At 70.5% G+C, this 21,132-nt stretch carries 18 protein-coding genes; 11 read left to right on the plus strand and 7 right to left on the minus strand.

Annotated features, from left to right (window positions below; all coding sequences use genetic code 11):
• Both ACVNF4_RS12280 and ACVNF4_RS12285 read right to left on the minus strand, forming a co-directional pair.
• Positions 1-751: carbohydrate-binding protein (locus ACVNF4_RS12280; protein WP_461802791.1), on the minus strand; the 751-nt coding region annotated here is incomplete at its 3' end.
• Positions 752-1,100: 349 nt separating this feature from the next.
• Positions 1,101-1,460: a hypothetical protein gene (locus ACVNF4_RS12285; protein ID WP_461802792.1), complete on the minus strand. Its 360-nt coding sequence runs from the start codon at positions 1,458-1,460 to the stop codon at positions 1,101-1,103.
• A gap of 34 nt (positions 1,461-1,494) precedes the next feature.
• Here ACVNF4_RS12285 and ACVNF4_RS12290 point away from each other — a divergent pair, with 34 nt between their 5' ends.
• The 3 genes from ACVNF4_RS12290 to ACVNF4_RS12300 are packed head-to-tail and all read left to right on the plus strand — an operon-like array spanning position 1,495 to position 5,775.
• Complete coding sequence (locus ACVNF4_RS12290) at positions 1,495-3,054, plus strand: phytoene desaturase family protein (RefSeq protein ID WP_461802793.1); 1,560 nt, start codon at positions 1,495-1,497, stop codon at positions 3,052-3,054.
• A gap of 55 nt (positions 3,055-3,109) precedes the next feature.
• Positions 3,110-4,219: an NAD(P)H-dependent flavin oxidoreductase gene (locus tag ACVNF4_RS12295; protein ID WP_461802794.1), complete on the plus strand. Its 1,110-nt coding sequence runs from the start codon at positions 3,110-3,112 to the stop codon at positions 4,217-4,219.
• Positions 4,216-5,775, plus strand: coding sequence for an acyl-CoA synthetase (locus ACVNF4_RS12300; protein ID WP_461802795.1), 1,560 nt, complete (start codon positions 4,216-4,218; stop codon positions 5,773-5,775). The genes ACVNF4_RS12295 and ACVNF4_RS12300 overlap by 4 nt, the downstream gene beginning before the upstream one ends.
• Here the strand turns inward: ACVNF4_RS12300 and ACVNF4_RS12305 are convergent.
• Positions 5,740-8,124, minus strand: coding sequence for a penicillin acylase family protein (locus ACVNF4_RS12305; protein WP_461802796.1), 2,385 nt, complete (start codon positions 8,122-8,124; stop codon positions 5,740-5,742). The genes ACVNF4_RS12300 and ACVNF4_RS12305 overlap by 36 nt on opposite strands.
• Before the next feature lie 194 nt (positions 8,125-8,318).
• On the opposite strand from ACVNF4_RS12305, the gene ACVNF4_RS12310 reads away from it, so the two are divergent.
• On the plus strand, positions 8,319-9,821 hold the full coding sequence (locus tag ACVNF4_RS12310) for an acyl-CoA synthetase (RefSeq protein WP_461802797.1): 1,503 nt from the start codon (positions 8,319-8,321) through the stop codon (positions 9,819-9,821).
• A gap of 9 nt (positions 9,822-9,830) precedes the next feature.
• Here ACVNF4_RS12310 and paaK read toward each other — a convergent pair whose 3' ends face one another.
• Complete coding sequence (gene paaK / locus ACVNF4_RS12315; RefSeq protein ID WP_461802812.1) at positions 9,831-11,084, minus strand: phenylacetate--CoA ligase PaaK; 1,254 nt, start codon at positions 11,082-11,084, stop codon at positions 9,831-9,833.
• A gap of 89 nt (positions 11,085-11,173) precedes the next feature.
• Here paaK and ACVNF4_RS12320 point away from each other — a divergent pair, with 89 nt between their 5' ends.
• A complete protein-coding gene (locus tag ACVNF4_RS12320; RefSeq protein WP_461802798.1) occupies positions 11,174-12,019 on the plus strand; it encodes an alpha/beta fold hydrolase in 846 nt (281 codons plus the stop codon).
• A 235-nt stretch (positions 12,020-12,254) separates the two neighbouring features.
• Here ACVNF4_RS12320 and ACVNF4_RS12325 read toward each other — a convergent pair whose 3' ends face one another.
• Together ACVNF4_RS12325 and ACVNF4_RS12330 are read right to left on the minus strand one after the other, a co-directional pair.
• Positions 12,255-12,977 carry a VOC family protein gene (locus ACVNF4_RS12325; RefSeq protein ID WP_461802799.1) on the minus strand — a complete coding sequence of 241 codons (723 nt, stop codon included), beginning with the start codon at positions 12,975-12,977 and terminating at the stop codon, positions 12,255-12,257.
• A gap of 85 nt (positions 12,978-13,062) precedes the next feature.
• A complete protein-coding gene (locus ACVNF4_RS12330; protein ID WP_067255196.1) occupies positions 13,063-13,371 on the minus strand; it encodes a hypothetical protein in 309 nt (102 codons plus the stop codon).
• Between the two features lie 130 nt (positions 13,372-13,501).
• Here ACVNF4_RS12330 and ACVNF4_RS12335 point away from each other — a divergent pair, with 130 nt between their 5' ends.
• Positions 13,502-14,050: a TetR/AcrR family transcriptional regulator gene (locus ACVNF4_RS12335; RefSeq protein ID WP_461802800.1), complete on the plus strand. Its 549-nt coding sequence runs from the start codon at positions 13,502-13,504 to the stop codon at positions 14,048-14,050.
• A gap of 57 nt (positions 14,051-14,107) precedes the next feature.
• Positions 14,108-14,938, plus strand: a complete 831-nt coding sequence (locus ACVNF4_RS12340) for a transposase family protein (RefSeq protein ID WP_461802801.1) — start codon at positions 14,108-14,110, stop codon at positions 14,936-14,938.
• A gap of 444 nt (positions 14,939-15,382) precedes the next feature.
• Here the strand turns inward: ACVNF4_RS12340 and ACVNF4_RS12345 are convergent, their stop codons facing one another.
• On the minus strand, positions 15,383-16,978 hold the full coding sequence (locus tag ACVNF4_RS12345) for an acyl-CoA synthetase (protein ID WP_461802802.1): 1,596 nt from the start codon (positions 16,976-16,978) through the stop codon (positions 15,383-15,385).
• Between the two features lie 169 nt (positions 16,979-17,147).
• Between ACVNF4_RS12345 and ACVNF4_RS12350 the strand changes: the two genes are divergently transcribed.
• The 4 genes from ACVNF4_RS12350 to ACVNF4_RS12365 are packed head-to-tail and all read left to right on the plus strand — an operon-like array spanning position 17,148 to position 21,127.
• Positions 17,148-17,969, plus strand: coding sequence for a crotonase/enoyl-CoA hydratase family protein (locus ACVNF4_RS12350; RefSeq protein WP_461802803.1), 822 nt, complete (start codon positions 17,148-17,150; stop codon positions 17,967-17,969).
• 16 nt (positions 17,970-17,985) lie between these two features.
• The gene (locus ACVNF4_RS12355) at positions 17,986-18,918 is read left to right on the plus strand and encodes a Zn-ribbon domain-containing OB-fold protein (protein WP_461802804.1); all 933 of its coding nucleotides are present in this window, start codon (positions 17,986-17,988) and stop codon (positions 18,916-18,918) included.
• On the plus strand, positions 18,915-19,964 hold the full coding sequence (locus tag ACVNF4_RS12360; RefSeq protein WP_461802805.1) for a thiolase domain-containing protein: 1,050 nt from the start codon (positions 18,915-18,917) through the stop codon (positions 19,962-19,964). Before ACVNF4_RS12355 ends, ACVNF4_RS12360 begins: the two co-directional genes overlap by 4 nt.
• Positions 19,961-21,127 (plus strand): thiolase domain-containing protein, encoded by a 1,167-nt coding sequence (locus ACVNF4_RS12365; protein ID WP_461802806.1) that lies wholly within the window; start codon positions 19,961-19,963, stop codon positions 21,125-21,127. Before ACVNF4_RS12360 ends, ACVNF4_RS12365 begins: the two co-directional genes overlap by 4 nt.
• The last annotated feature ends 5 nt before the right edge of the window (positions 21,128-21,132 follow it).

Here is a 21,132-nt window from a genome sequence, read left to right on the forward strand (position 1 = left end):
CGGCCGAACACCGCCTCGCCACCCTGGACGACCTCGCAGACCTCGCCACACGACTCGGCATCAACCCGCCGCCAGAGATCAAAACAGCGAGTTGATAATCGGCAAGCCCTTTGTTGTCCATCTTGTAGGCGGCGTCGTCCGTACCGAACCAGGAAGGTCTGCTGTCGTCGGTGGGGCGCTTGGTGTACGGGTTGGAGTAGTGCATCCATTCGGGGATGCTGTGCCCGACGGGGTGGCCGGTGGTGCTGGTCCCCGACGTCGTCACCTCGTCGTTCCAGCGCTCGGCGGCGGCCTTGGTCTCCGGCATGACGCAGGTCGGAGACGGCAGGCTGATGCAGGTCGGCAGGCCGATGATGTTGTGCGACAGGTTCGTGGCCCAGTCGTACAGTGCCTGCCTCGTCTTGAGGGGGGTGTTGAACATCTGGCTCTCGGGTCGGACGTCGATGTTCTGGTTCTCGTCGAAGTACGCGTCGGCCTCGACGCTGTCGGTGACGTAGGTGCCGGTGATCGGCTGAAATGCGATGGCACCGAAGGCGACGTCGTCGTTGGCGGTTCCGTCGGGCGTGTAGTTCGACATGCTCACACTCGGTGTGGAAGTGAACTTGTAGGCACCCAGGGAAACCCACTTGCCGTTGTTGCCGTCCTGGTCCAGATAACGGTCGAAGGGGCCACCGAGGGCGCTGCGGACGACGTAGTGCGCGTCCTTGGTCTGTGCGCCGGTGTCGGGGACGTGGACACTCGACCAATCCACAGCTATTGACTATTCCTCCCAGTGAGGGGTGTGTGGGCTGGCCGAAGGGGAACAACCGCGGACGGCTGGATCTCTATGCAGATCACCCCAAGACCGTCAACGTCCGAGCGACAGGGCTTCTCGAAGCCGTAGGCGCGTTCTACGCGGACCGGCTCTTCGGGTCTCAGTGTTGTGAGCTGTTTCTCGCGGGCCTGTCGAGCCGGGGCGACGAAGAGGCGAGAGCGGGAACGAGAGCGCCTTCACCGCAGCCTCGCCGAGACCCAGCGCCGTCAGACGAACATCCTGGGCCGGATCGACCTTGCTGAGCACCGTTCGTGATGCCCCCCGAGCTGGTGATCGTACAGGGGTTCTAAAACATGTCCCAGCCGAATTCCCGGTGTGCGGCTTCGGCTTGGGTGGGCGGCAGCCACTCCAGCGTGTACACGGTGTCGGGCAGCCGGAACACCCCGGCCGACCAGTCGGCGAGCTCACCGTCCAGATCCTCACTCCACACGTGGCCGCCCTCGGGAAGGAGGTCCGAGGAGCCGGCCGGCCACACCATCCACTCCGGCAGTTCCTGCTCGCTCTCGACGCGCTTGCGCCACAGCCACCCGACGTACTCCGGCCAGAGGTTCACCCGCGTCACCAGCAGCCCGACCTCCCGTCCGTCGAGCACCAGCCGCGCCGCGCCCCGCCGATACGGATCGAGCCGTGCATCCTGCGTGCTCACGTCCCCCGAACCCCCGTCCGTGTTACCAAGAACCATGTCTGCACACACTGCATCACACGCGTACGACGCCGTCATCGTCGGAGGCGGTCACAACGGCCTGGTCGCCGCCGCCTACCTGGCCCGCGCCGGGCGGACGGTGCTCGTGCTGGAGCGGCTGGGCCGGACGGGTGGGGCGGCGGTGTCGACGCGGCCGTTCGCCGGGGTGGACGCGCGGCTGTCGAGGTACTCGTACCTGGTGAGCCTGCTGCCCGAGAAGATCGTCCGGGACCTGGGCCTGAGCTTCCGTGTCCGGGCGCGGGACATTTCCTCGTACACCCCCGTCGAACGCCACGGGAAACCCACCGGCCTCCTCGTCGGCGGCGGAGAGCACCGCACCCGGGAGGCCTTCGCGCAACTCACCGGCTCGGACCGGGAGTTCGAGGCGTGGCGACGGTTCTACGGCATGACGGGCCAGGTCGCCCGGAGGGTGTTCCCGACGCTCACCGAACCCCTGCCGACGCGCGAGGAACTGCGCCGCAGGGTGGGTGACGAGGAGGCGTGGCGGGTGCTGTTCGAGGAGCCGGTCGGGGCGGCGATCGAGGAGCGGTTCGACGACGACCTCGTGCGCGGAGTCGTCCTCACCGACGCCCTGATCGGCACGTTCGCCGACGCCCACGACCCCTCCCTCGCCCAGAACCGCTGCTTCCTGTACCACGTCATCGGCGGCGGCACCGGCGCCTGGGACGTCCCCGTCGGCGGCATGGGCGCCCTCACCGACGCCCTCGCGACGACCGCCCGCGAGGCCGGCGCCGTCCTCGCCACCGGCCACGAGGTCACCCGCATCGACAGCGACGGCCGTACGGCGGAGGTCAGTTACCGCACGGCGGACGGCGAGGGCGTCGCGAGCGCCCGGCACGTCCTCGTGAACGCCTCCCCGCAGGCCCTCGCCGAACTGACCGGCGCCACCCCGCCGGAGTCCGCCGACGGCGCCCAACTCAAGGTCAACATGCTCCTGAAGAGGCTCCCGAGGCTCAAGGACACGTCGGTCGACCCGCGCGAGGCGTTCGCCGGCACCTTCCACATCGCCGAGGGATACACCCAACTGGCCGCCGCCTACGCCGAGTCGGCCGCAGGACACCTCCCCACCGCCCCGCCCTCGGAGATCTACTGCCACTCCCTGACCGACCCGACGATCCTCGGCCCCGACCTGACGGGCCATCACACCCTCACCCTCTTCGGCCTGCACACCCCCGCCCGCCTCTTCCGCGAGGACAACACGGCGACCCGGGAAGCCCTGTTGAAGCGCACCCTCGCCCAGCTCGACGCCCACCTCGCCGAACCCCTTGCGGACTGCCTCGCCACCGACGCCGACGGCCGCCCCTGCATCGAGGCGAAGACCCCCCTCGACCTGGAAGCCGACCTCCGCCTCCCCGGCGGCAACATCTTCCACCGCGCCCTCTCCTGGCCCTACTCCGAGGCGGGCGGCGGCCGTTGGGGTGTCGAGACCCCGCAGGCGAACGTCCTCCTGTGCGGCGCGGGAGCGATCCGCGGGGGAGGGGTGAGCGGCGTGCCGGGCCACAACGCGGCCATGGCCGTCCTGGAACACCAGATCTGACGATCCATCAGAAAACCTCTTCCCTCGGACGACCGTCTGCGGCATCCTGCGCGACATGCAGACGGAGCTGAGCAACCAACTGGGAGTCGAGCACGCCCTCTTCGGCTTCACCCCCTTCCCCGCCGTCGCCGCGGCGCTGAGCCGGGCCGGCGGGTTCGGCGTGCTCGGCGCGGTCCGCTACACCGACCCCGACGACCTCAAACGCGACCTGGACTGGCTGGACGCGCACGTGGACGGCCGCCCGTACGGCCTCGACGTCGTCATGCCCGCGAAGAAGGTCGAAGGCGTCACCGAGGCCGACGTCGAGGCGATGATCCCCGACGGGCACCGGCAGTTCGTGCGCGAGACCCTCGCCAAGCACGGCGTTCCCGAACTCGCCGAGGGTGAGGCGTCCGGCTGGCGGATCACCGGCTGGATGGAAGAGGTCGCCCGCACCCAGCTCGACGTCGCCTTCGACTACCCGATCAAGCTGCTGGCCAACGCCCTCGGTTCACCCCCGGCCGACGTCGTCGCCCGCGCGCACGGCCGGGGCGTCAAGGTCGCAGCGCTCGCCGGAAGCGCCCGGCACGCGCTGAAGCACAGGGACGCCGGCATCGACATCGTCGTCGCACAGGGCTACGAGGCGGGCGGGCACACGGGTGAGATCGCCTCAATGGTGTTGACCCCAGAGGTCGTTGAGGCCGTCGCCCCGCTGCCCGTGCTGGCCGCCGGAGGCATCGGCAGCGGCGCCCAGGTGGCCGCCGCGCTCGCCCTCGGCGCGCAGGGCGCCTGGCTCGGGTCGATCTGGCTCACCACCACCGAGGCCGACACGCACTCCACGGCCGTCGCCCGCAAACTCCTCGCCGCCGGGTCCGGGGACACCGTCCGCTCCCGTGCCCTGACCGGGAAACCGGCCCGCCAGTTGCGCACCGAGTGGACCGACGCGTGGGACGACCCGTCCGGCCCCGGCACCCTCCCCATGCCTCTCCAGGGTCTCCTGGTCGCCGAGGCTCTCTCCCGGATCCAGAAGTACGAGGTCGAGCCCCTCCTCGGCACGCCGGTCGGGCAGATCGTCGGCCGGATGACCGAGGTGCGCAGCGTCCAGACGGTCGTCGACGACCTCACACGCGGCTTCGAGGAGGCCGTGGACCGGATGAACCGGATCGCCGGAAGGAGCAGCCGATGAGCACCGGATTCTGGGCGCAGGCCACCGAGAACCCCGACCGGGTCGTCCTGGTCGCCCCCGACGGCGAGGAGTGGACCGCCGGACGCCTCCACGCGGAGACCAACCGCCTCGTCCACGGCCTGCGCGCCGCCGGGCTCGAACGCGGCGACACCTTCGCCGTCGTCCTGCCCAACTCCCCGCAGTTCCTGGCCGCTTACCTCGCCGCCAGCCAGGCGGGCTTCTACCTGGTGCCGGTCAACCACCACTTCGTGGCCCCGGAGATCGCCTGGATCGTCGCCGACTCCGGCGCGAAGGTCCTGATCGCCCACGAACAGTTCGCCTCGGACGCCGCCCGCGCCGCCGACGAGGCCGGGCTCCCCGCCGCACAGCGGTACGCCGTCGGCGACGTCGACGGGTTCCGCCCCTACGCCGAACTCCTCGACGGACAGCCGGAGTCGGCGCCCGAGGACCGCACACTCGGCTGGGTCATGAACTACACGTCCGGGACGACGGGCCGCCCCCGGGGCATCCGCCGCCCGCTGTCCGGGAAACTCCCCGAGGAGACCTACCTCGGCGGCTTCCTGGGCATCTTCGGCATCCGGCCCTTCGACGACAACGTCCACCTGATCTGCTCGCCGCTCTACCACACGGCCGTCCTCCAGTTCGCGGGCGCGTCCCTGAACATCGGGCACCAGCTGGTCATGATGGACAAGTGGACGCCGGAGGAGATGCTCCGGCTGATCGACCGTCACCGGTGCACCCACACGCACATGGTGCCCACCCAGTTCCACCGCCTCCTCGCCCTCCCCGAGGACGTGCGCCGCCGCTACGACGTGTCGTCCATGCGGCACGCCATCCACGGCGCCGCCCCCTGCCCGGACCACGTGAAGCGGGCGATGATCGACTGGTGGGGGAGCTGTGTCGAGGAGTACTACGCGGCCAGCGAGGGCGGCGGTGCCTTCGCGTCCGCCGAGGAGTGGCTGAAGAAGCCCGGCACGGTCGGAAAGGCCTGGCCCATCAGCGAGTTGGCGATCTTCGACGACGACGGCAACCGGCTGCCGCCCGGCCGACTCGGCACGGTCTACCTGAAGATGAACACGGGCGGGTTCGCCTACCACAAGGACGAACAGAAGACCCGCAAGAACCGCATCGGCGACTTCTTCACCGTCGGCGACCTCGGACTCCTCGACGAGGACGGCTACTTGTTCCTGCGCGACCGGAAGATCGACCTCATCATCTCCGGCGGCGTCAACATCTACCCCGCCGAGATCGAGGCCGCCCTCCTCGCCCACCCGGCCGTCGCGGACGCCGCCGCCTTCGGGATCCCCCACGACGACTGGGGCGAGGAGGTCAAGGCGGTCGTCGAACCGGCCCAAGGGTTCGCACCCGGACCGGAGTTGACCGCCGACCTCCTCGCCCACTGCACCGAACGGCTCGCCGGCTACAAACGGCCCAAGAGCATCGACTTCATCGCCGAGATGCCCCGCGACCCCAACGGCAAGCTCTACAAACGCCGGTTGAGGGAGCCGTACTGGACCGGCTCAGGAGTGGACGCGCACGACCCGAAGGACGGGTGACGCCTTCACGTCCTTCTCGCAGAACCGCGCGGTCACCCATCGCTCCCGAGAGAACAGGCGCGTCTGGTCCGCGTAGTGCGGCGAGTTCGGGTTCGACGACTGCGCGTACGACAGCAGCGTCCGCGCCACCGGACACCCGCTCCCGTCCCACCCGACGGCCTGAATGTGACTGGACCCCATCGACACGTCCGAGTAGCCGCCGCCCGCCGGGTTCCACACCCCCTCGACCTTGTTCCACACACCCAGCCACTCGGTCCCGCCCGGCAGCGGGATCCGCTTCCCGTTCCGGACGACGAACTGGTGCACGCCGAGCGGGGAGTCGAGCGGAATGCCCGCCGCCCGCAGCTCCGTCACCGCGTCCGCGAGCGCCTTCGTGAAGGCCGGGTTTCCGGTGTCGAGGGTGTTCGGCGTGTTCACCGGGTCGGCGGCCGAGAACAGCACCTTCCAGCTCCGGGCGGGCATCTTCCGCCAGAACCGGTCGAAGAGCAGCGCGCCTTTGCTGTCGATGTTCACCGTCCGGTCCCAAGCGGCCAGCACCCCGCACGCCCCGGAGACGTCAACAGCCGTACCGTTGCTCCCCGTTGCCTTTCCGCCCGGCAGCGCCGCGCACGCCTTCGCCGCGTCGGCCGCCGCCAGGTCACCGGCCGGAACCCGGTTCGCGAACTGCTGCGCCTGGAGGTCCCGCACGGTCAGCTTCCCGCGCGCGGCGAGCGCCGCCACGTCCTGGATCGCCCCGCGCGTCCGCAGCCCCCGCTGCGTCCCGACCGTCCCGAAGATCCGCTCGTAACCGGTCAGCGGCTGCTCGGCGTTGGTCAGCCAGGCGCTGTCGTTGGAGTTCTCCACGTAGGGCGCGTCCTTCAGCGTCGGCATCTTCGCCGGACCGAAGATGCCGGGCTGCACGGCGTCGGGGTCGTCGCCCGGGACGCACGCGGTGCGCGAGCCGTCGAGGACCGCCAGACCCGCCGCCGGGTACGTCGCCGAGCCCAGCGGGGTCGAGCAGGACGCCGCGAGGCCGTCCGTGATCCGGGGGAGCACCTGCGACTGGGAGAACAGGGTGTGCCCGGCGGAGTCGCCGGCGATCGTGTTCACCCACGGCAGGCCCTGGTGCCGGGCCAGAGATGCGGCGATCCCCGCCGTGTCACGGGCCTTGCCGAAACCCAACGAGGTGTCCGCGAAACGCAGGTTGGCCGCGTTCGGGTCGTTCAGCGCGAACGCGGTCGTCGAGGTCCACGGCAGCGGGAGCCCGGCGTCCGAGGAGGCGAGAACCGGGCCGTACCGGGTCCACCACTGGGTGCGGGTGACGGGGGCGCCGTCCTTCACCGCGACGGTGACCGTGCGCCGCGTCATCCGCTCCGGCTTGCCGTCCACCAGATAGGCCGTCGGGTCGGACGGGGCCAGAGTGAGCTGGGTCAGGTTGTACGGGACGCCCGTCGAGACGGTGTGGCTCCACGCGACGTGCGCGTTGTAGCCGATGGAGACCGTCGGCAGGCCGAGCAACGAGCCGCCCGCGACGTCCAGTTCGCCGGGGATCGTCTGCTGCGACTGCCAGAAACGGCGTCCGCCCTGCCACGGGTAGTGCGGGTTGCCGAGCAGCAGGCCGCGGCCGTTCGCCGTGGTGTCCCCGCGGAACGCGACCGCGTTCGAGCCCATCGAGGCGTCGGCGGTGCGCCGCTCGACCGCACGGATCAGGGCCTGCGGATCGGCCTTCGGCTGCGGGGAGTTCGCGGCGGGGGGCGTCGCCGACGTGATCTCGTCGATGTTGCCGCCCTGGCCGCCGAGGACCGACAGGGCGTACAGGCGGGCGGCCACGTCCGTGACGGTGACCGGGCGGACCCAGGCGGCGCCCGCGCACGCCGGGTCGGTGATCCGGTTGCGCGCGAGCCACGCGTTGTACCCGGCCGTGAACCCGGCCATCAGATCCTTCGCCTGCCGGCTCGGGCCGCGCGGAGCCGGTTCGGAGAGCAGCCGTTCGACCGTGCGGTCGTTCCGGACGCCCTTGAAGTAGAGGTCGCTCGACAGGTTCGTCGTCGCGCCGGAGAGTGAGAAGTCGGACTTCGCGTCGGGGCCGAAGAAGCGTGAACGCTCACCCCTGACGGTCGCGAAACCGTCGGCCAGCACACACACCTGGTCGGCGGCCTGCGCCCAGCCGGTGCCGAAACCGAGGTCCTGGTAGCTCTTCGCGGTGATGTGCGGGATGCCGTACTCGGTGTAGCGGACGACCGCGGATAACCGGCCCGCGGAGTACGTCTCCTGACGGCCCTGCGCCTGGGCCGAGGCTGCCGGAAGGACCGTCGCCCCGGTGAGCAGGGCGACGGCCGCGACGGTCAGCCGTCTGATGCGGGTGCGCATCGTGACTCCCAACGTCCTTGAGAGATAAGGGGCGTTGAGCGTATCAACGGGTAAATGCCGCGCCGGGGAAGCGGGGAACGAGGGTGGAGGCGTGTCGGCGGCGCGTACGCGTCCACCCCGCCCGACTCCCGCACGCCCCTCAGATGACGGCACCCGACTTGACCAGCCAACGCCCCCCGCCCAGGATCACCCCCATGACGTCCGGACAGACCAGCACCACGGTCGGCGGAGTGCTGCGCCGCAGTGCCCGCCGTACCCCGGCCCGCGTCGCGGTGGAGTACCGCGACCGCACCTGGACCTACGAGGAACTGGACGACGCGGTCTCCGCCGCCGCGACCGCCCTCCTCGCCCAGGGCCTGGAGAAGGGCGACCGGGTCGGTGCCTACGGCCACAACTCCGACGCCTACCTGATCGCCTTCCTCGCCTGCGCCCGAGCCGGACTGGTCCACGTCCCGCTGAACCACAACCTCACGGGCGACGACCTCGCCTACCTCGTCACCCAGTCCGGCAGCACCCTCGTCCTCACCGACCCCGACCTCGCCGCCCGACTCCCGCACGACACAAGCAAGTTGCCGCTCCGGGACACCGACGGCTCACTCCTCGACCTCCTGACGACGGCCGAGCCGTACGACGGAGAGGAGCCCCGCACCGAAGACCTCGCGCAACTCCTCTACACCTCCGGGACGACCGCTCTCCCCAAGGGCGCGATGATGTCCCACCGCGCGCTGGTCCACGAATACCTCAGCGCCATCGCCGCCCTCGACCTGAGTGCTGGCGACCGTCCCGTGCACTCCCTGCCGCTGTACCACTCGGCGCAGCTGCACGTGTTCCTGCTCCCCTACCTGGCGGTCGGCGCGACCAACGTCATCCTCGACGCACCCGACGGGGACCGCCTGCTCGACCTGGTCGAGACGGGCCGCGCGGACAGCCTGTTCGCGCCGCCCACGGTGTGGATCGCCCTCACGAACCGGCCCGACTTCCAGGACCGCGACCTGAGCGGGCTGCGCAAGGCGTACTACGGGGCGTCGATCATGCCGGTCCCGGTGCTGGAGCGGCTGAAGGAACGGCTCCCGAAGCTCAAGTTCTACAACTGCTTCGGCCAGAGCGAGATCGGCCCGCTCGCCATGGTCCTCGCCCCCGACGAACACCGGGGCCGCATGGCCTCCTGCGGGCGGACGGTCCTGTTCGTGGACGCGAAGGTCGTCGACGAGAACGGCACGGAGGTCCCGGACGGCACCACCGGCGAGATCGTCTACCGCTCGCCCCAACTCTGCGACGGCTACTGGGAGAAGCCCGAGGAGACGGCCGACGCGTTCAAGGACGGCTGGTTCCACTCCGGAGACCTCGCCGTCAGGGACGCGGACGGCTTCTACACGATCGTCGACCGCGTGAAGGACGTCATCAACACCGGCGGCGTACTTGTCGCCTCACGGCAGGTCGAGGACGCCCTCTACACCCACGACGCCGTCGCCGAGGTCGCCGTCATCGGCCTGCCCGACGAGAAGTGGATCGAGGCGGTCACCGCCGTCGTCGTCCCGCGAGGAGACGTCACCGAGGCTCAACTCCTCGACCACGTACGGGAGAAGCTCGACCACTTCAAGGCGCCGAAGCGGGTCGTGTTCGTGGCGGAGCTGCCGCGCAACGCGAGCGGGAAGATCCTCAAGCGGGAGCTGCGGGACAGGCTCGGCGGGGAGTGAGCGGGTACCTCAGGGCCTGAGATCCACGATCCGGCGGATCTTCCCCACCGACCGCTCCAGCGTCTCCGGATCGACGACCTCGACGGCCACGGACACCCCGATCCCGTCCTTCACGGCCGCCGCGATCGCCGCCTCCGCCGCCCGCCGGTCCTCCGTGCTCGCGTCGGGACGGGCCTCGGCGCGGACGGTGAGCGCGTCGAGGCGGCCCTCACGGGTCAGCCGGAGCTGGAAGTGCGGGGCGACCCCGGGCGTGCGCAGCACGATCTCCTCGATCTGCGTGGGGAACAGGTTCACCCCGCGCAGGATCACCAGGTCGTCACTGCGCCCGGTCACCCGCGCCATCCGGCGGAAGACCCGGGCCGTCCCCGGCAGCAGCCGCGTCAGATCCCGGGTGCGGTAGCGGACGACCGGCATCGCCTCCTTCGTCAGCGACGTGAACACCAGCTCACCCTCCTCCCCGTCCGGCAGCACCTCACCCGTCAGCGGGTCCACGACCTCCGGATAGAAGTGGTCCTCCCACACGTGCAGCCCGTCCTTCGTCTCCACGCACTCCTGCGCCACCCCGGGACCCATCACCTCCGACAGCCCGTAGATGTCCACCGCGTCGATCCCGAACCGCTCCTCGATCTCCCGCCGCATCTCCTGCGTCCACGGCTCCGCCCCGAAGATCCCGACCTCCAGCGAGGTCGAGCGCGGATCGACACCCTGCCGCTCGAACTCGTCGAGGATCGTCAGCATGTACGACGGCGTCACCATGATGATCCGCGGCCCCAGATCCCGGATCAACTGAACCTGCCGCCCCGTCATCCCGCCGGACGCGGGGACGACCGTGCAGCCGAGCCGCTCCGCCCCGTAGTGCGCCCCGAGCCCGCCGGTGAACAGCCCGTACCCGTACGCCACATGGACGACGTCCCCCGGCCGCCCGCCCGCCGCCCGGATCGACCGCGCCACCAGATCCGCCCACCGGTCCAGATCCCCCTCCGTGTACCCGACGACGGTCGGCACCCCCGTCGTCCCGCTGGAGGCGTGCAGCCGCCGGATCCGCTCCCGCCCGACCGCGAACATCCCGTACGGATAATTGGCCCGCAGATCCGCCTTCGTGGTGAACGGGAACCGCGCCAGATCGGCCGGCGACCCGCAGTCCTCCGGCCGTAGCCCCGCCCGGTCGAAGGCGTCCCGGTAGAACGGCACGTTCGCGTACGCGTGCCCCAGCGACCACCGCAGCCGCTCCAACTGCGTCGCCCGCAGCTCCTCGACACCCATCAGCTCGCCCGAGTCCGGCACCGGCCTCACCTCCGCCCCTCCAGTAACACAGATGTCCGGAACGCCGACAAGAGGAGATGATCGGCCGCATGCCGACCTTCACCGCACCCGACGGAACCGAACTCGCCTACCACGTGGACGGCGAGGGCCCGCCCCTGATCGCCCTGCCCGGCGGCCCGATGACGGCGTCCGCATACCTCGGCGACCTCGGCGGCCTCACCGCCCACCGCACCCTGATCCGCCTAGACCTGCGCGGCACCGGCGACTCCGCGACCCCCGCCGACCCCGCCACCTACCGCTGCGACCACCAGATCGCCGACGTCGAGGCCCTCCGCACCCACCTCGGCCTCGACCGCGTCGACCTCCTCGGCCACTCCGCCGCCGGAAACCTCGCCCTCCTCTACGCGGCCCGCCACCCGCAGCACATCGCCCACCTGGCCCTGATCGCCGTCACCCCCCGCGCCCTCGGCCTGCACCCCACCGACGAGGACCACCTGACCGCCGCACGCCTGCGCTCCGGCGAGGCCTGGTTCGAGGAGGCGTACGCCGCCCTGAAGGCGATGCTGGCGGGTGAACGCGCCCTCGACCTCGAAGCCATCGGCGGCTTCGCCTACGGCCGCTGGGACGACACGGCCCGAGCCCACCTCGCCCTCATGGAATCCCTTACGAACGACGAGGCGTCCGACCTCTTCCACGACCCGGCCGCCTACGACGCACCAGCCACCCTGAACGCCCTCTCCCACCTGGACGCCCCCGTCCTCCTCCTCTCCGGCGAATACGACGGCGCCCCCAACCCCACCCTCACCCACCACATCACCACCCTCCTCCCTCACACCGAGGTAGCCCTCCAGCCCGGCGCCGGCCACCTGCCGTGGATCGACGACGCGGAGTGGTTCGTCCACCGGGTCAACGCGTTTCTGCGTCCGACGGAGTAACTCCGACCCACACTTCTCCCAACGCCGGGCAAGCGCCCACCGGGTCGGGTGGTTTTGGTGTGTGGGCGGCTGCGGGCTTGTTGTGGCTGGTCGCGCCCACGTGGCGGCAGCCGCAAATAGACACAGCCCCGCGCCCCTGGAAGGCGGCTGCGCCGCCATGCCCGCGCGCCCGCGCCCACTTCTCTAACAGCTTGGTGCGCGATTGCCTGGGGCAACGCGCTCGGGCGGAGTGGCACTATCGGATGTGCTGGGTAAGGCCGAACAGAGCGCCGGTGGGATCGCGCAGGACCACGTCTCCGTTGGAGTCCTGGCGGACCTCGGTCGCACCGAGCAGTCGGGCCTGCTTGGCGTCGGCATCGGGTCTGCTGCTGGCGAAACTGACCAGCCAGAGTGATCGCTGCGCCGTTGGTTTTCCTGGTGGCGGGCTGGTGGCTGCGATGGAGTTGTCCGGCAGCCGGAACTCGGTGTGTTCAGGGTTGGAGTTCCAGCGCAGGGCTGGTCGGTAGAAGGCGGCGGCCTGCTCGGGGTGGTCGGTGAGCAGGCTGACGCCGGCGAAGGTGCCGGGTTCGTGGTTCAGTTGCATGCCGGTGTGGGTGCAGGGCTGCCAGAGTGACAGTGGTGCGCCGACGGGGTCGAGCGTGACGGCGGCGTGGCCGAGTGTCCCGACAGGGGTGGGTGCCACGATGATCTGGGCGCCCAGGTTCGTGAAGTGGGTGGCGGCGGCTTGGATGTCCGCCACGGTGATGTTGATCGTCCAGTAGGGCGGGCCGGGGTCCTCGGCCGGCCCGAGGGCGGCGACGAGTTGTCCGCGCAGTGTGCAGAGCCGGTAGCCGTTGGGGTCCGGTGGGGCGACGGTCCAGCCGAACAGCGCGGTGTAGAACGCCGTCGTCGTCTCCATGTCGGGGGTGCCGAGGTCGATCCAGCTCACGCTGTTCTCGGGGTGCCGCGTGATGTTCATCGAAATGCCTCTCCGTCGGGGCCGCCTCGCCCAGGCGGTGGAGCGAGGCGGTGTCCAGTACTGATGTCGGCGACGGCCTGCGGTGTCAGGTGTAGTAGGGCGAGTTCAGGTCGATGCTGGCGTCCTTGACGATGTCGCCGTCGAACAGGCGTGTCGTGGCCGGGGCTCCGGCCCGGCGGGCTTCTTCGGCGAAAGGGCCCTGGGCGAAGGCCAGGGCGTTCTCGGCGCTGTCGAATTCGTAGAAGCCGCCGATGGTGTGGGTGCCGATCCCGGACAGCCACGTCTTGCGGATCAGGCCCGGTGCGGTTTTCAGGGCCGTGTTGACCTGGTGCCAGTCGAACTGGTCGAACGGCACTGCCGCCTGGATCTCGGTGTAGAGAAACGTCTTGCCCATCACGAACCTCCGGTTTCGGGGCCTGTCCGGCCCACCTCACTAGTACGCACGTCCTAGTGAGGTGAGCATGGAGTAGGATGGCCGTACTAGTCAAGAGGGGGGTGCGATGGCCGCGGACACTAAGTCCCGCATGATCAGCGCAGCGATCGGGCTGCTGCAACGCCATGGCCTGGCCGCGATGTCCTTCACCGACGTCCTGGCCGAGAGCGGTGCCGCGCGCGGGGCGATCTATCACCATTTCCCGGGCGGCAAACAGCAACTCGCGCTCGAAGCCGCCCGCCGCAACGCGGAGGACGTACGCGGTCACCTGCACGAACTGCCGGCCCGCACGCCACGCGAAGTCGTGGAGGCATTCCTCGGCAACGTCCGCCCCGTGGTGCAGGCGTCCGCCGACGGCGGCGGCTGCGCAGTCGCGGCGGTCACCGTCGACGGCGGTGCGGCCATTGCCGACCAGGGCAGCCTGCGCGCGGTCGCGGCCGACGGGTTCGCCGGCTGGGTCGGCGAACTCGCCGGAAAACTCACCCAGGCCGGCATGAGCTCACCCCAGGCCGCTGATCTGGCCGCCCTCCTGATCGTCACACTCGAAGGCGCCCACATCCTCTGTCGTGCGGCCGGCAGCATCGCGCCTTTCGACAGCGCCGCCACGGCCCTGCTCTCCGCTCTCCCGAGCTCGGGTTGACCCGGTGTCAGAAAACAGCAACGTGGCGCACGGTAACGATCACACTTCTGCCATGGCATGAACAGGACCGTGTGGGTTGGGAGTTGTCGTGAGGCAATACCTTGGCCGCACGGCCTTGTCGCACCGTCTCTTCACCGGCCTCCAGCGCCGTCGACTCGGTTCGCTGATCGCGGAGTCGGCCGAGGCGTGGACGGCCGCAGAGGAGGGCCGACCGCACGAGCGGCGAGGCCGCAGCAGGCTGCGTGCGGCCGGTGCGGGACCGAATCACCAGTTGGTGTTCATCGACCGGGTCGTCGCCACGCTGGTCGTCCTGAGGTTCCCCTCCTGGCTGCTCGTGGCTTTGCTGTTCCCGGGCAGGGTGACCTGCGGCTTCGCACTCTCGCGGATGTCTTCGCCTACGCGGCGGCCGAGGATGTCGAGCTGCGGCTGGACGGCACGGAGGTCCGGGTCCGACGACCCGGGGCGAACGAGCCAGGCCGTCGCGTCTTCGTCTCGGGCAAGATGCGGCAGAACACCAAGAAGGCCACCGTCGTCACCGACGGACAGGGCCGCACCCTGTGGGCCGGGGCCTTCCGGCCCGGCCGAATGCACGACCAGACAGCCGTGAAGACCGAGGGAATCTGCGGCCTGTTCGAGCAGTACCCCCAGGTCAGGGCCAAGGTCGACGCGGGCTATCGGGGACTTGCCCAGCAGTTCCCCGACCAGGTCCAAGCCCCGCCGCTCAAGCTGAAGAAGGGCGCCCCGCCCGAAGACATCGCCGCCTGGGACGCGGCCCGCCATCAGCAGTCCTCGGAGCGCATCTGCGTCGAGCACGCCAACGCCGAACACAAGCAGTGGCGAACCCTCCAGGCCAACACGCCCCGACCTCATTCGTACACAAGGCCGTAATGCCGGCTGAGTGCCCACCGGCTCGGGTGGTTTTGGTGTGTGGGCGGCTGCGGGCCCGTCGTGGCCGTTCGCGCCCACGCGGCGGTAGCCGCAAATAGACACAGCCCCGCGCCCCTAAGAGGCGGCTACGCCGCCATACCAACACCGCGCACCCACACCCCCGAACACCGTTCCCTCTTCCAGCACCGCGCGCCCAATCTCCAAGAACGCCGGTTGAGTGCCCACCCACTCAGCCCCCTCTCCGGCCACCGGCCGCGAAGGAGCCGAAGGGGCGCGTCGGTGTCGAGGGCGCGGGCGCGCGGAGGCCCGAAGGGCTGAGCACGACCGTGTCCTCGACACCGACTTAGGCGCCCCGTAGGCGAGAGAGCCAATGTCACAGCCACGCGCGCGCCAGCCCAACAACCAACGCCCACAAAAAACCAAACCCCTCAACGCAGGCCCCAACTACCCATCCGCCTCCACCGCCACCTCCCGAGCCCACCGATAATCCGCCTTCCCACTAGGCGACCGCCGAATCACCTCAGCGATCACCAACTGCCGCGGCACCTTGTACCCCGCAAGACTGACCCGGCAATGCGCCTGAACGGCATCCAAGGTCAACCCCGCTGCACCGTCCCGGAGTTGAACAACGGCGGCGACATGGTTGCCCCACGTCTCGTCAGGAACCCCGGCGACAAGCGCGTCGTACACATCAGGGTGGGCCTTCAGCGCCTGCTCGACCTCCTCCGGGTACACCTTCTCCCCGCCCGTGTTGATGCACTGGGAGCCACGGCCGAGGACCACGACGACGCCGTCCTCGTCGACGGTCGCCATGTCGCCGAGCAACACCCAGCGGTCGCCGTCGAGTTCGAAGAAGGTCTCGGCGGTTTTCGCGGGGTCGTTGTAGTAGCCGAGGGGGACGTGGCCGCGCTGGGCGACGCGGCCCACCTCGCCGGGGGCGATGGGCGCATAGGTCGCCGGATCCACCACGCGGGTACGGGAGTTGACCTTGACGCGGAAACCCCGGTCGGGGCCGGAGTCGTCGGTGGCGGTGCCGTTGAAGCCGGACTCGGAGGAGCCGAAGTTGTTCAGCAGCACGGTGTTCGGGAGGAGTTCGCGGAACCGGCGGGCGACGGTGTCGGAGAGGATCGCGCCGGACGACGAGACGCTGAACAGGGACGAGCAGTCGGTGCCGCGCAGCGGGCCTTCGAGGGCGTCGATCAGGGGGCGGAGCATCGCGTCGCCGACCAGGGAGACCGCGTTGACCTTCTCCTTCGCGACCGTGCGCAGGACTTCCTCCGGCACGAACTTGCGGTGCAGGACGACGCGTTGGCCGAAGTTGAAGCCGATGAACGCGGTGAGGGTCGAGGTGCCGTGCATGAGCGGGGGAGTGGGGAAGAACGTGAGGCCGGGCCCTGAGGCGGCGGCCCGCTCGGCCAGCTCCTCCGGTTTCTTGACCGGCTCCCCGGTCGGCGCACCCCCGCCCATCCCCGAGAAGAACAGGTCCTCCTGACGCCACATCACCCCCTTGGGCATCCCGGTCGTGCCCCCGGTGTAGATGATGAACACGTCGTCCGCCGACCGCACCGGGAACCCGCGCTCCGCGGACCCCTCGGCCTCGGCGAACCCGGTCCCCAACTCCCCTCGCCCCACCCGCAGAAGATGCCGCACCCCCGGCACGCGCGGCAGCACCGCCCGCACCCGGTCCTCGAACTCCCCGTCGAAGACCAGCCCGACGAGATCGGCGTCCCGGTACAGGTACACCAACTCGTCCTCGACGTACCGGTAATTGACGTTGACCGGCACCAGCCGCGCCTTCAGGCACCCCAGCACGGCCTGGAGATACTCCACCCCGTTGTACAGATGCAGCCCGACATGCTCGCCGGGCCGCAGTCCCCGCTCCAGCAGATGATGCCCGACCCGGTTCGCGGCGGCGTCCAACTCGGCATAGGTGAGCCGCTGTTCGGCGCCGGTGCCCGGATGGTCGACGTACACGAGCGCTTCGCGGCCGGGTACCGCGTCCACGACCGACTCGAACAGGTCGGCAAGGTTGTACTCCACCGGTCCTCCTCACCTCGGTTCGCCGGTCATCAGAGCAAAGGGGGCGGCAACTGGGAAGGCTCACGGCAGAGAAATCTGACTGACTGTCAGAAAGTCGCCGATCGACCCTTGAAGTGCCCACGTGCCTCCTGCAACCTGTTGCACCCAAGGCTCAGCAGGGGAGAGCGTCATGAGTGGAACAGAACACCTCACAGTCCGGCGCGAGGGCGCCACCCTCGTGCTCACCCTCAACCGCCCGGAGGCGAAGAACGCCCTGTCGCTGCCGATGCTGGTCGGCCTCTACGACGGCTGGATCGAGGCGGACGAGGACGACGGCATCCGCTCGGTCGTCTTCACCGGCGCGGGCGGCACGTTCTGCGCCGGCATGGATCTCAAGGCCCTCGCCAGACAGGGCGCGGACGGCAAGGACAAGGGCATCGACGGCGACCACTACCGCCACCGCCTCGACGCCGACCCCGACCTCCACTGGAAGGCGATGCTCCGCCACCACCGCCCCCGCAAACCGGTCATAGCCGCCGTCGAGGGCCACTGTGTCGCGGGCGGCACCGAGATGCTCCAAGGCACCGACATCCGCGTCGCCGGCGAATCCGCGACCTTCGGCCTGTACGAGGTGAAGCGCGGCCTCTTCCCGATCGGCGGGTCGACCGTCCGCCTCCAGCGGCAGATCCCCCGCACCCACGCCCTGGAGATGCTCCTCACCGGCCGCCCCTACACCGCCCGGGAGGCCGCCGCGATCGGCCTGATCGGGCACGTCGTCCCCGACGGCACCGCCCTCGACAAGGCCCTGGAGATCGCCGAACAGGTCAACGCCTGCGGCCCGCTCGCCGTCGAGGCCGTCAAGGCGTCCGTGTACGAGACCGCCGAGCTCACCGAGGCCGAGGGGCTGGCCGCCGAACTCAAGCGCGGCTGGCCGGTGTTCGCGACCGCCGACGCCAAGGAAGGCAGCCGCGCCTTCGCCGAGAAACGCGCCCCCGTCTACAAGCGGGCCTGACCGAAGGACCACCACCGTGCTCAAGGCACCGCTCGTCGTCGAGTTCCCCTTCACCCGCTCCCTCGGCCCCGTCCAGAGCGCGTTCCTCACGGGCCTGCGCCAGCAGTACGTCCTCGGGGTACGGACCCGCGACGGCCGTACCCTCGTCCCACCCGTCGAGTACGACCCCGTCACCGCCGAGGAACTCGGCGATCTGGTCCCCGTCGGCCTCACCGGCACCGTCACCACCTGGGCCTGGAACCCCGCCCCGCGCCAGGGCCAGCCCCTCGACACGCCGTTCGCCTGGGTGCTGGTGAAGCTGGACCAGGCCGACACCGCCCTCCTGCACGCCCTCGACGCCCCCGGCCCCGAAGCCGTCCGCACCGGCATGCGTGTCCGCATCCGCTGGGCCGACGAACGCGAGGGCGCCATCACCGACATCGCCTGCTTCGAGCCGGACGACAGCGAGGAGTCCGTCGTCGCCGTCCACGCGGGCGAGGCCGAGAACCCCGTCACCGGCATCGTCGCCCCCGCCCGCCTCGACTACACCTACTCACCCGGCCGCGCCCAGACCGCCTACATCGCCGCCCTCTCCGAGCAGCGCACGGTCGGCGAGCGCTGCCCCCGCTGCCGCAAGGTGTACGTCCCCCCGCGCGGCGCCTGCCCCACCTGCGGCGTCGCGACCGCCGAACAGGTCGAGGTCGGTCCCGCCGGCACGGTCACCACCTTCTGCGTCGTCAACATCAAGGCGAAGAACCTCGACATCGAAGTCCCGTACGTCTACGGCCACATCGCCCTCGACGGCGCCGATCTCGCCCTGCACGGCCGGATCGCGGGCATCCCCTACGACCAGGTCCGGATGGGCCTGCGTGTCGAACCCGTGTGGACCGAAGGAGCCCGCTACCCCGACCACTACCGGCCGACCGGCGAGCCGGACGCCGACTACGACACGTTCAAGGAGCTGCTGTGACCCGGGACATCGCGGTCGTCGCCTTCGCGCAGAGCGACATCCGGCGCACCACCGAGGAGTCGTCCGAGGTCGAGATGCTGATGCCGGTCCTGCACGAGGCCCTGGACCGCACCGGCCTGAGGACCGCCGACATCGGCTTCACCTGTTCCGGCTCCTCCGACTACCTCGCGGGCCGCGCCTTCTCCTTCACCCTCGCCCTCGACGGCGTCGGCGCCTGGCCGCCGATCTCCGAGTCCCACGTCGAGATGGACGGCGCCTGGGCGCTGTACGAGGCGTGGGTGAAGCTGCGTACCGGCGACGCCGACACCGCGCTCGTCTACTCGTACGGCAAGTCCTCGCCCGGTCACCTGAGGGACGTCCTCACCCGACAGCTCGACCCGTACTACGTCGCCCCCCTGTGGCCCGACTCCGTCGCCCTCGCCGCCCTCCAGGCGCAGGCCCTCATCGACGCGGGCGACACCGACGAACGTGAACTCGCGGCGATCGCCGCCCGCAGCAGGCGGGCCGCCACCCTCAACCGGCATGCGCAGCAACGGGGTTCGGTGCCGCAGGGCGACTACGTGGTGGCGCCGCTGCGGCGCGGCGACTGTCCGCCGGTCGGCGACGGGGCCGCCGCCGTGATCCTCGCCGCCGGGGACAGGGCACGCGAGCTGTGCGACCGGCCCGCGTGGATCCGGGGTGTCGACCACCGCATCGAGGCCCACTCCCTCGGCGTGCGCGACCTCACCGACTCGCCGTCCACGCGGCTCGCCGCCGAGAGGGCCGGCGCCTTCGAACGGCCCGTGGACACCGCCGAGTTGCACGCGCCGTTCAGCTCCCAGGAGGTCGTGCTGCGCAAGGCCCTCAAGCTCGACGACAGTGTCCGCGTCAACCTCTCCGGGGGCGCGCTCGCGTCCAACCCGGTGATGGCCGCCGGGCTGATCCGCATCGGCGAGGCCGCGACCCGCGTCCACCGCGGCGAGGCCGACCGGGCGCTCGCCCACGCCACCTCCGGGCCCTGCCTCCAGCAGAACCTGGTCGCCGTCCTGGAAGGGGACCCGCGATGAGCAAGGAACCCGTGGCCGTCGTCGGCGTCGGCCAGACCAAGCACGTCGCGGCCCGCAGAGACGTCTCCATCGCCGGACTGGTCCGCGAGGCCGCCCAACGTGCCCTCGCCGACGCCGAGTTGACCTGGGCTGACGTCGACGCCGTCGTCATCGGCAAGGCGCCCGACTTCTTCGAGGGCGTGATGATGCCCGAGCTGTACCTCGCGGACGCGCTGGGCGCCGTCGGGAAACCCATGATGCGGGTGCACACGGCGGGCAGCGTCGGCGGCTCGACCGCCTTGGTGGCGGCCAGTCTTGTCGCCTCCCGGGTCCATACGACCGTCCTCACGCTGGCCTTCGAGAAGCAGTCCGAGTCCAACGCGATGTGGGGCCTGTCCCTGCCGATCCCCTTCCAGCAGCCCCTGCTGGCCGGCGCGGGCGGTTTCTTCGCCCCGCACGTGCGGGCCTACATCCGGCGCAGCGGCGCCCCCGACACCGTCGGCTCGCTCGTCGCCTACAAGGACCGCCGCAACGCCCTCAAGAACCCCTACGCGCACCTCCACGAGCACGACATCACCCTCGACAAGGTGCAGTCCTCGCCGATGCTGTGGGACCCGATCCGCTACTCCGAGACCTGCCCGTCCTCCGACGGCGCGTGCGCGATGGTCCTCACCGACCGTGCGGGGGCCGCCCGTTCGCCCCGCCCGCCCGCCTGGATGCTGGGCGGCGCGATGCGCAGCGAGCCGACGCTGTTCGCGGGCAAGGACGCGGTGTCGCCGCAGGCCGGCAAGGACTGCGTGGCCGACGTGTACCGGCAGGCCGGGATCGCCGACCCGCGCCGGGAGATCGACGCCGTCGAGATGTACGTGCCGTTCTCCTGGTACGAGCCGATGTGGCTGGAGAACCTCGGCTTCGCCGACGAGGGCGAGGGGTGGAAGCTCACCGAGTCCGGGGTCACCGAGCTGGGCGGGGACCTGCCCGTCGACATGTCCGGCGGCGTCCTGTCCACCAACCCCATCGGCGCCTCCGGCATGATCCGGTTCGCCGAGGCCGCCCTCCAGGTGCGCGGCCTCGCCGGGGAACACCAGGTCGACGGCGCCCGCAAGGTCCTCGGGCACGCCTACGGCGGCGGCTCCCAGTTCTTCTCGATGTGGCTGGTGGGCGCCGAGCCGCCGGACTCCTGAGAGGT

Source organism: Streptomyces sp. S6, assembly GCF_054880855.1.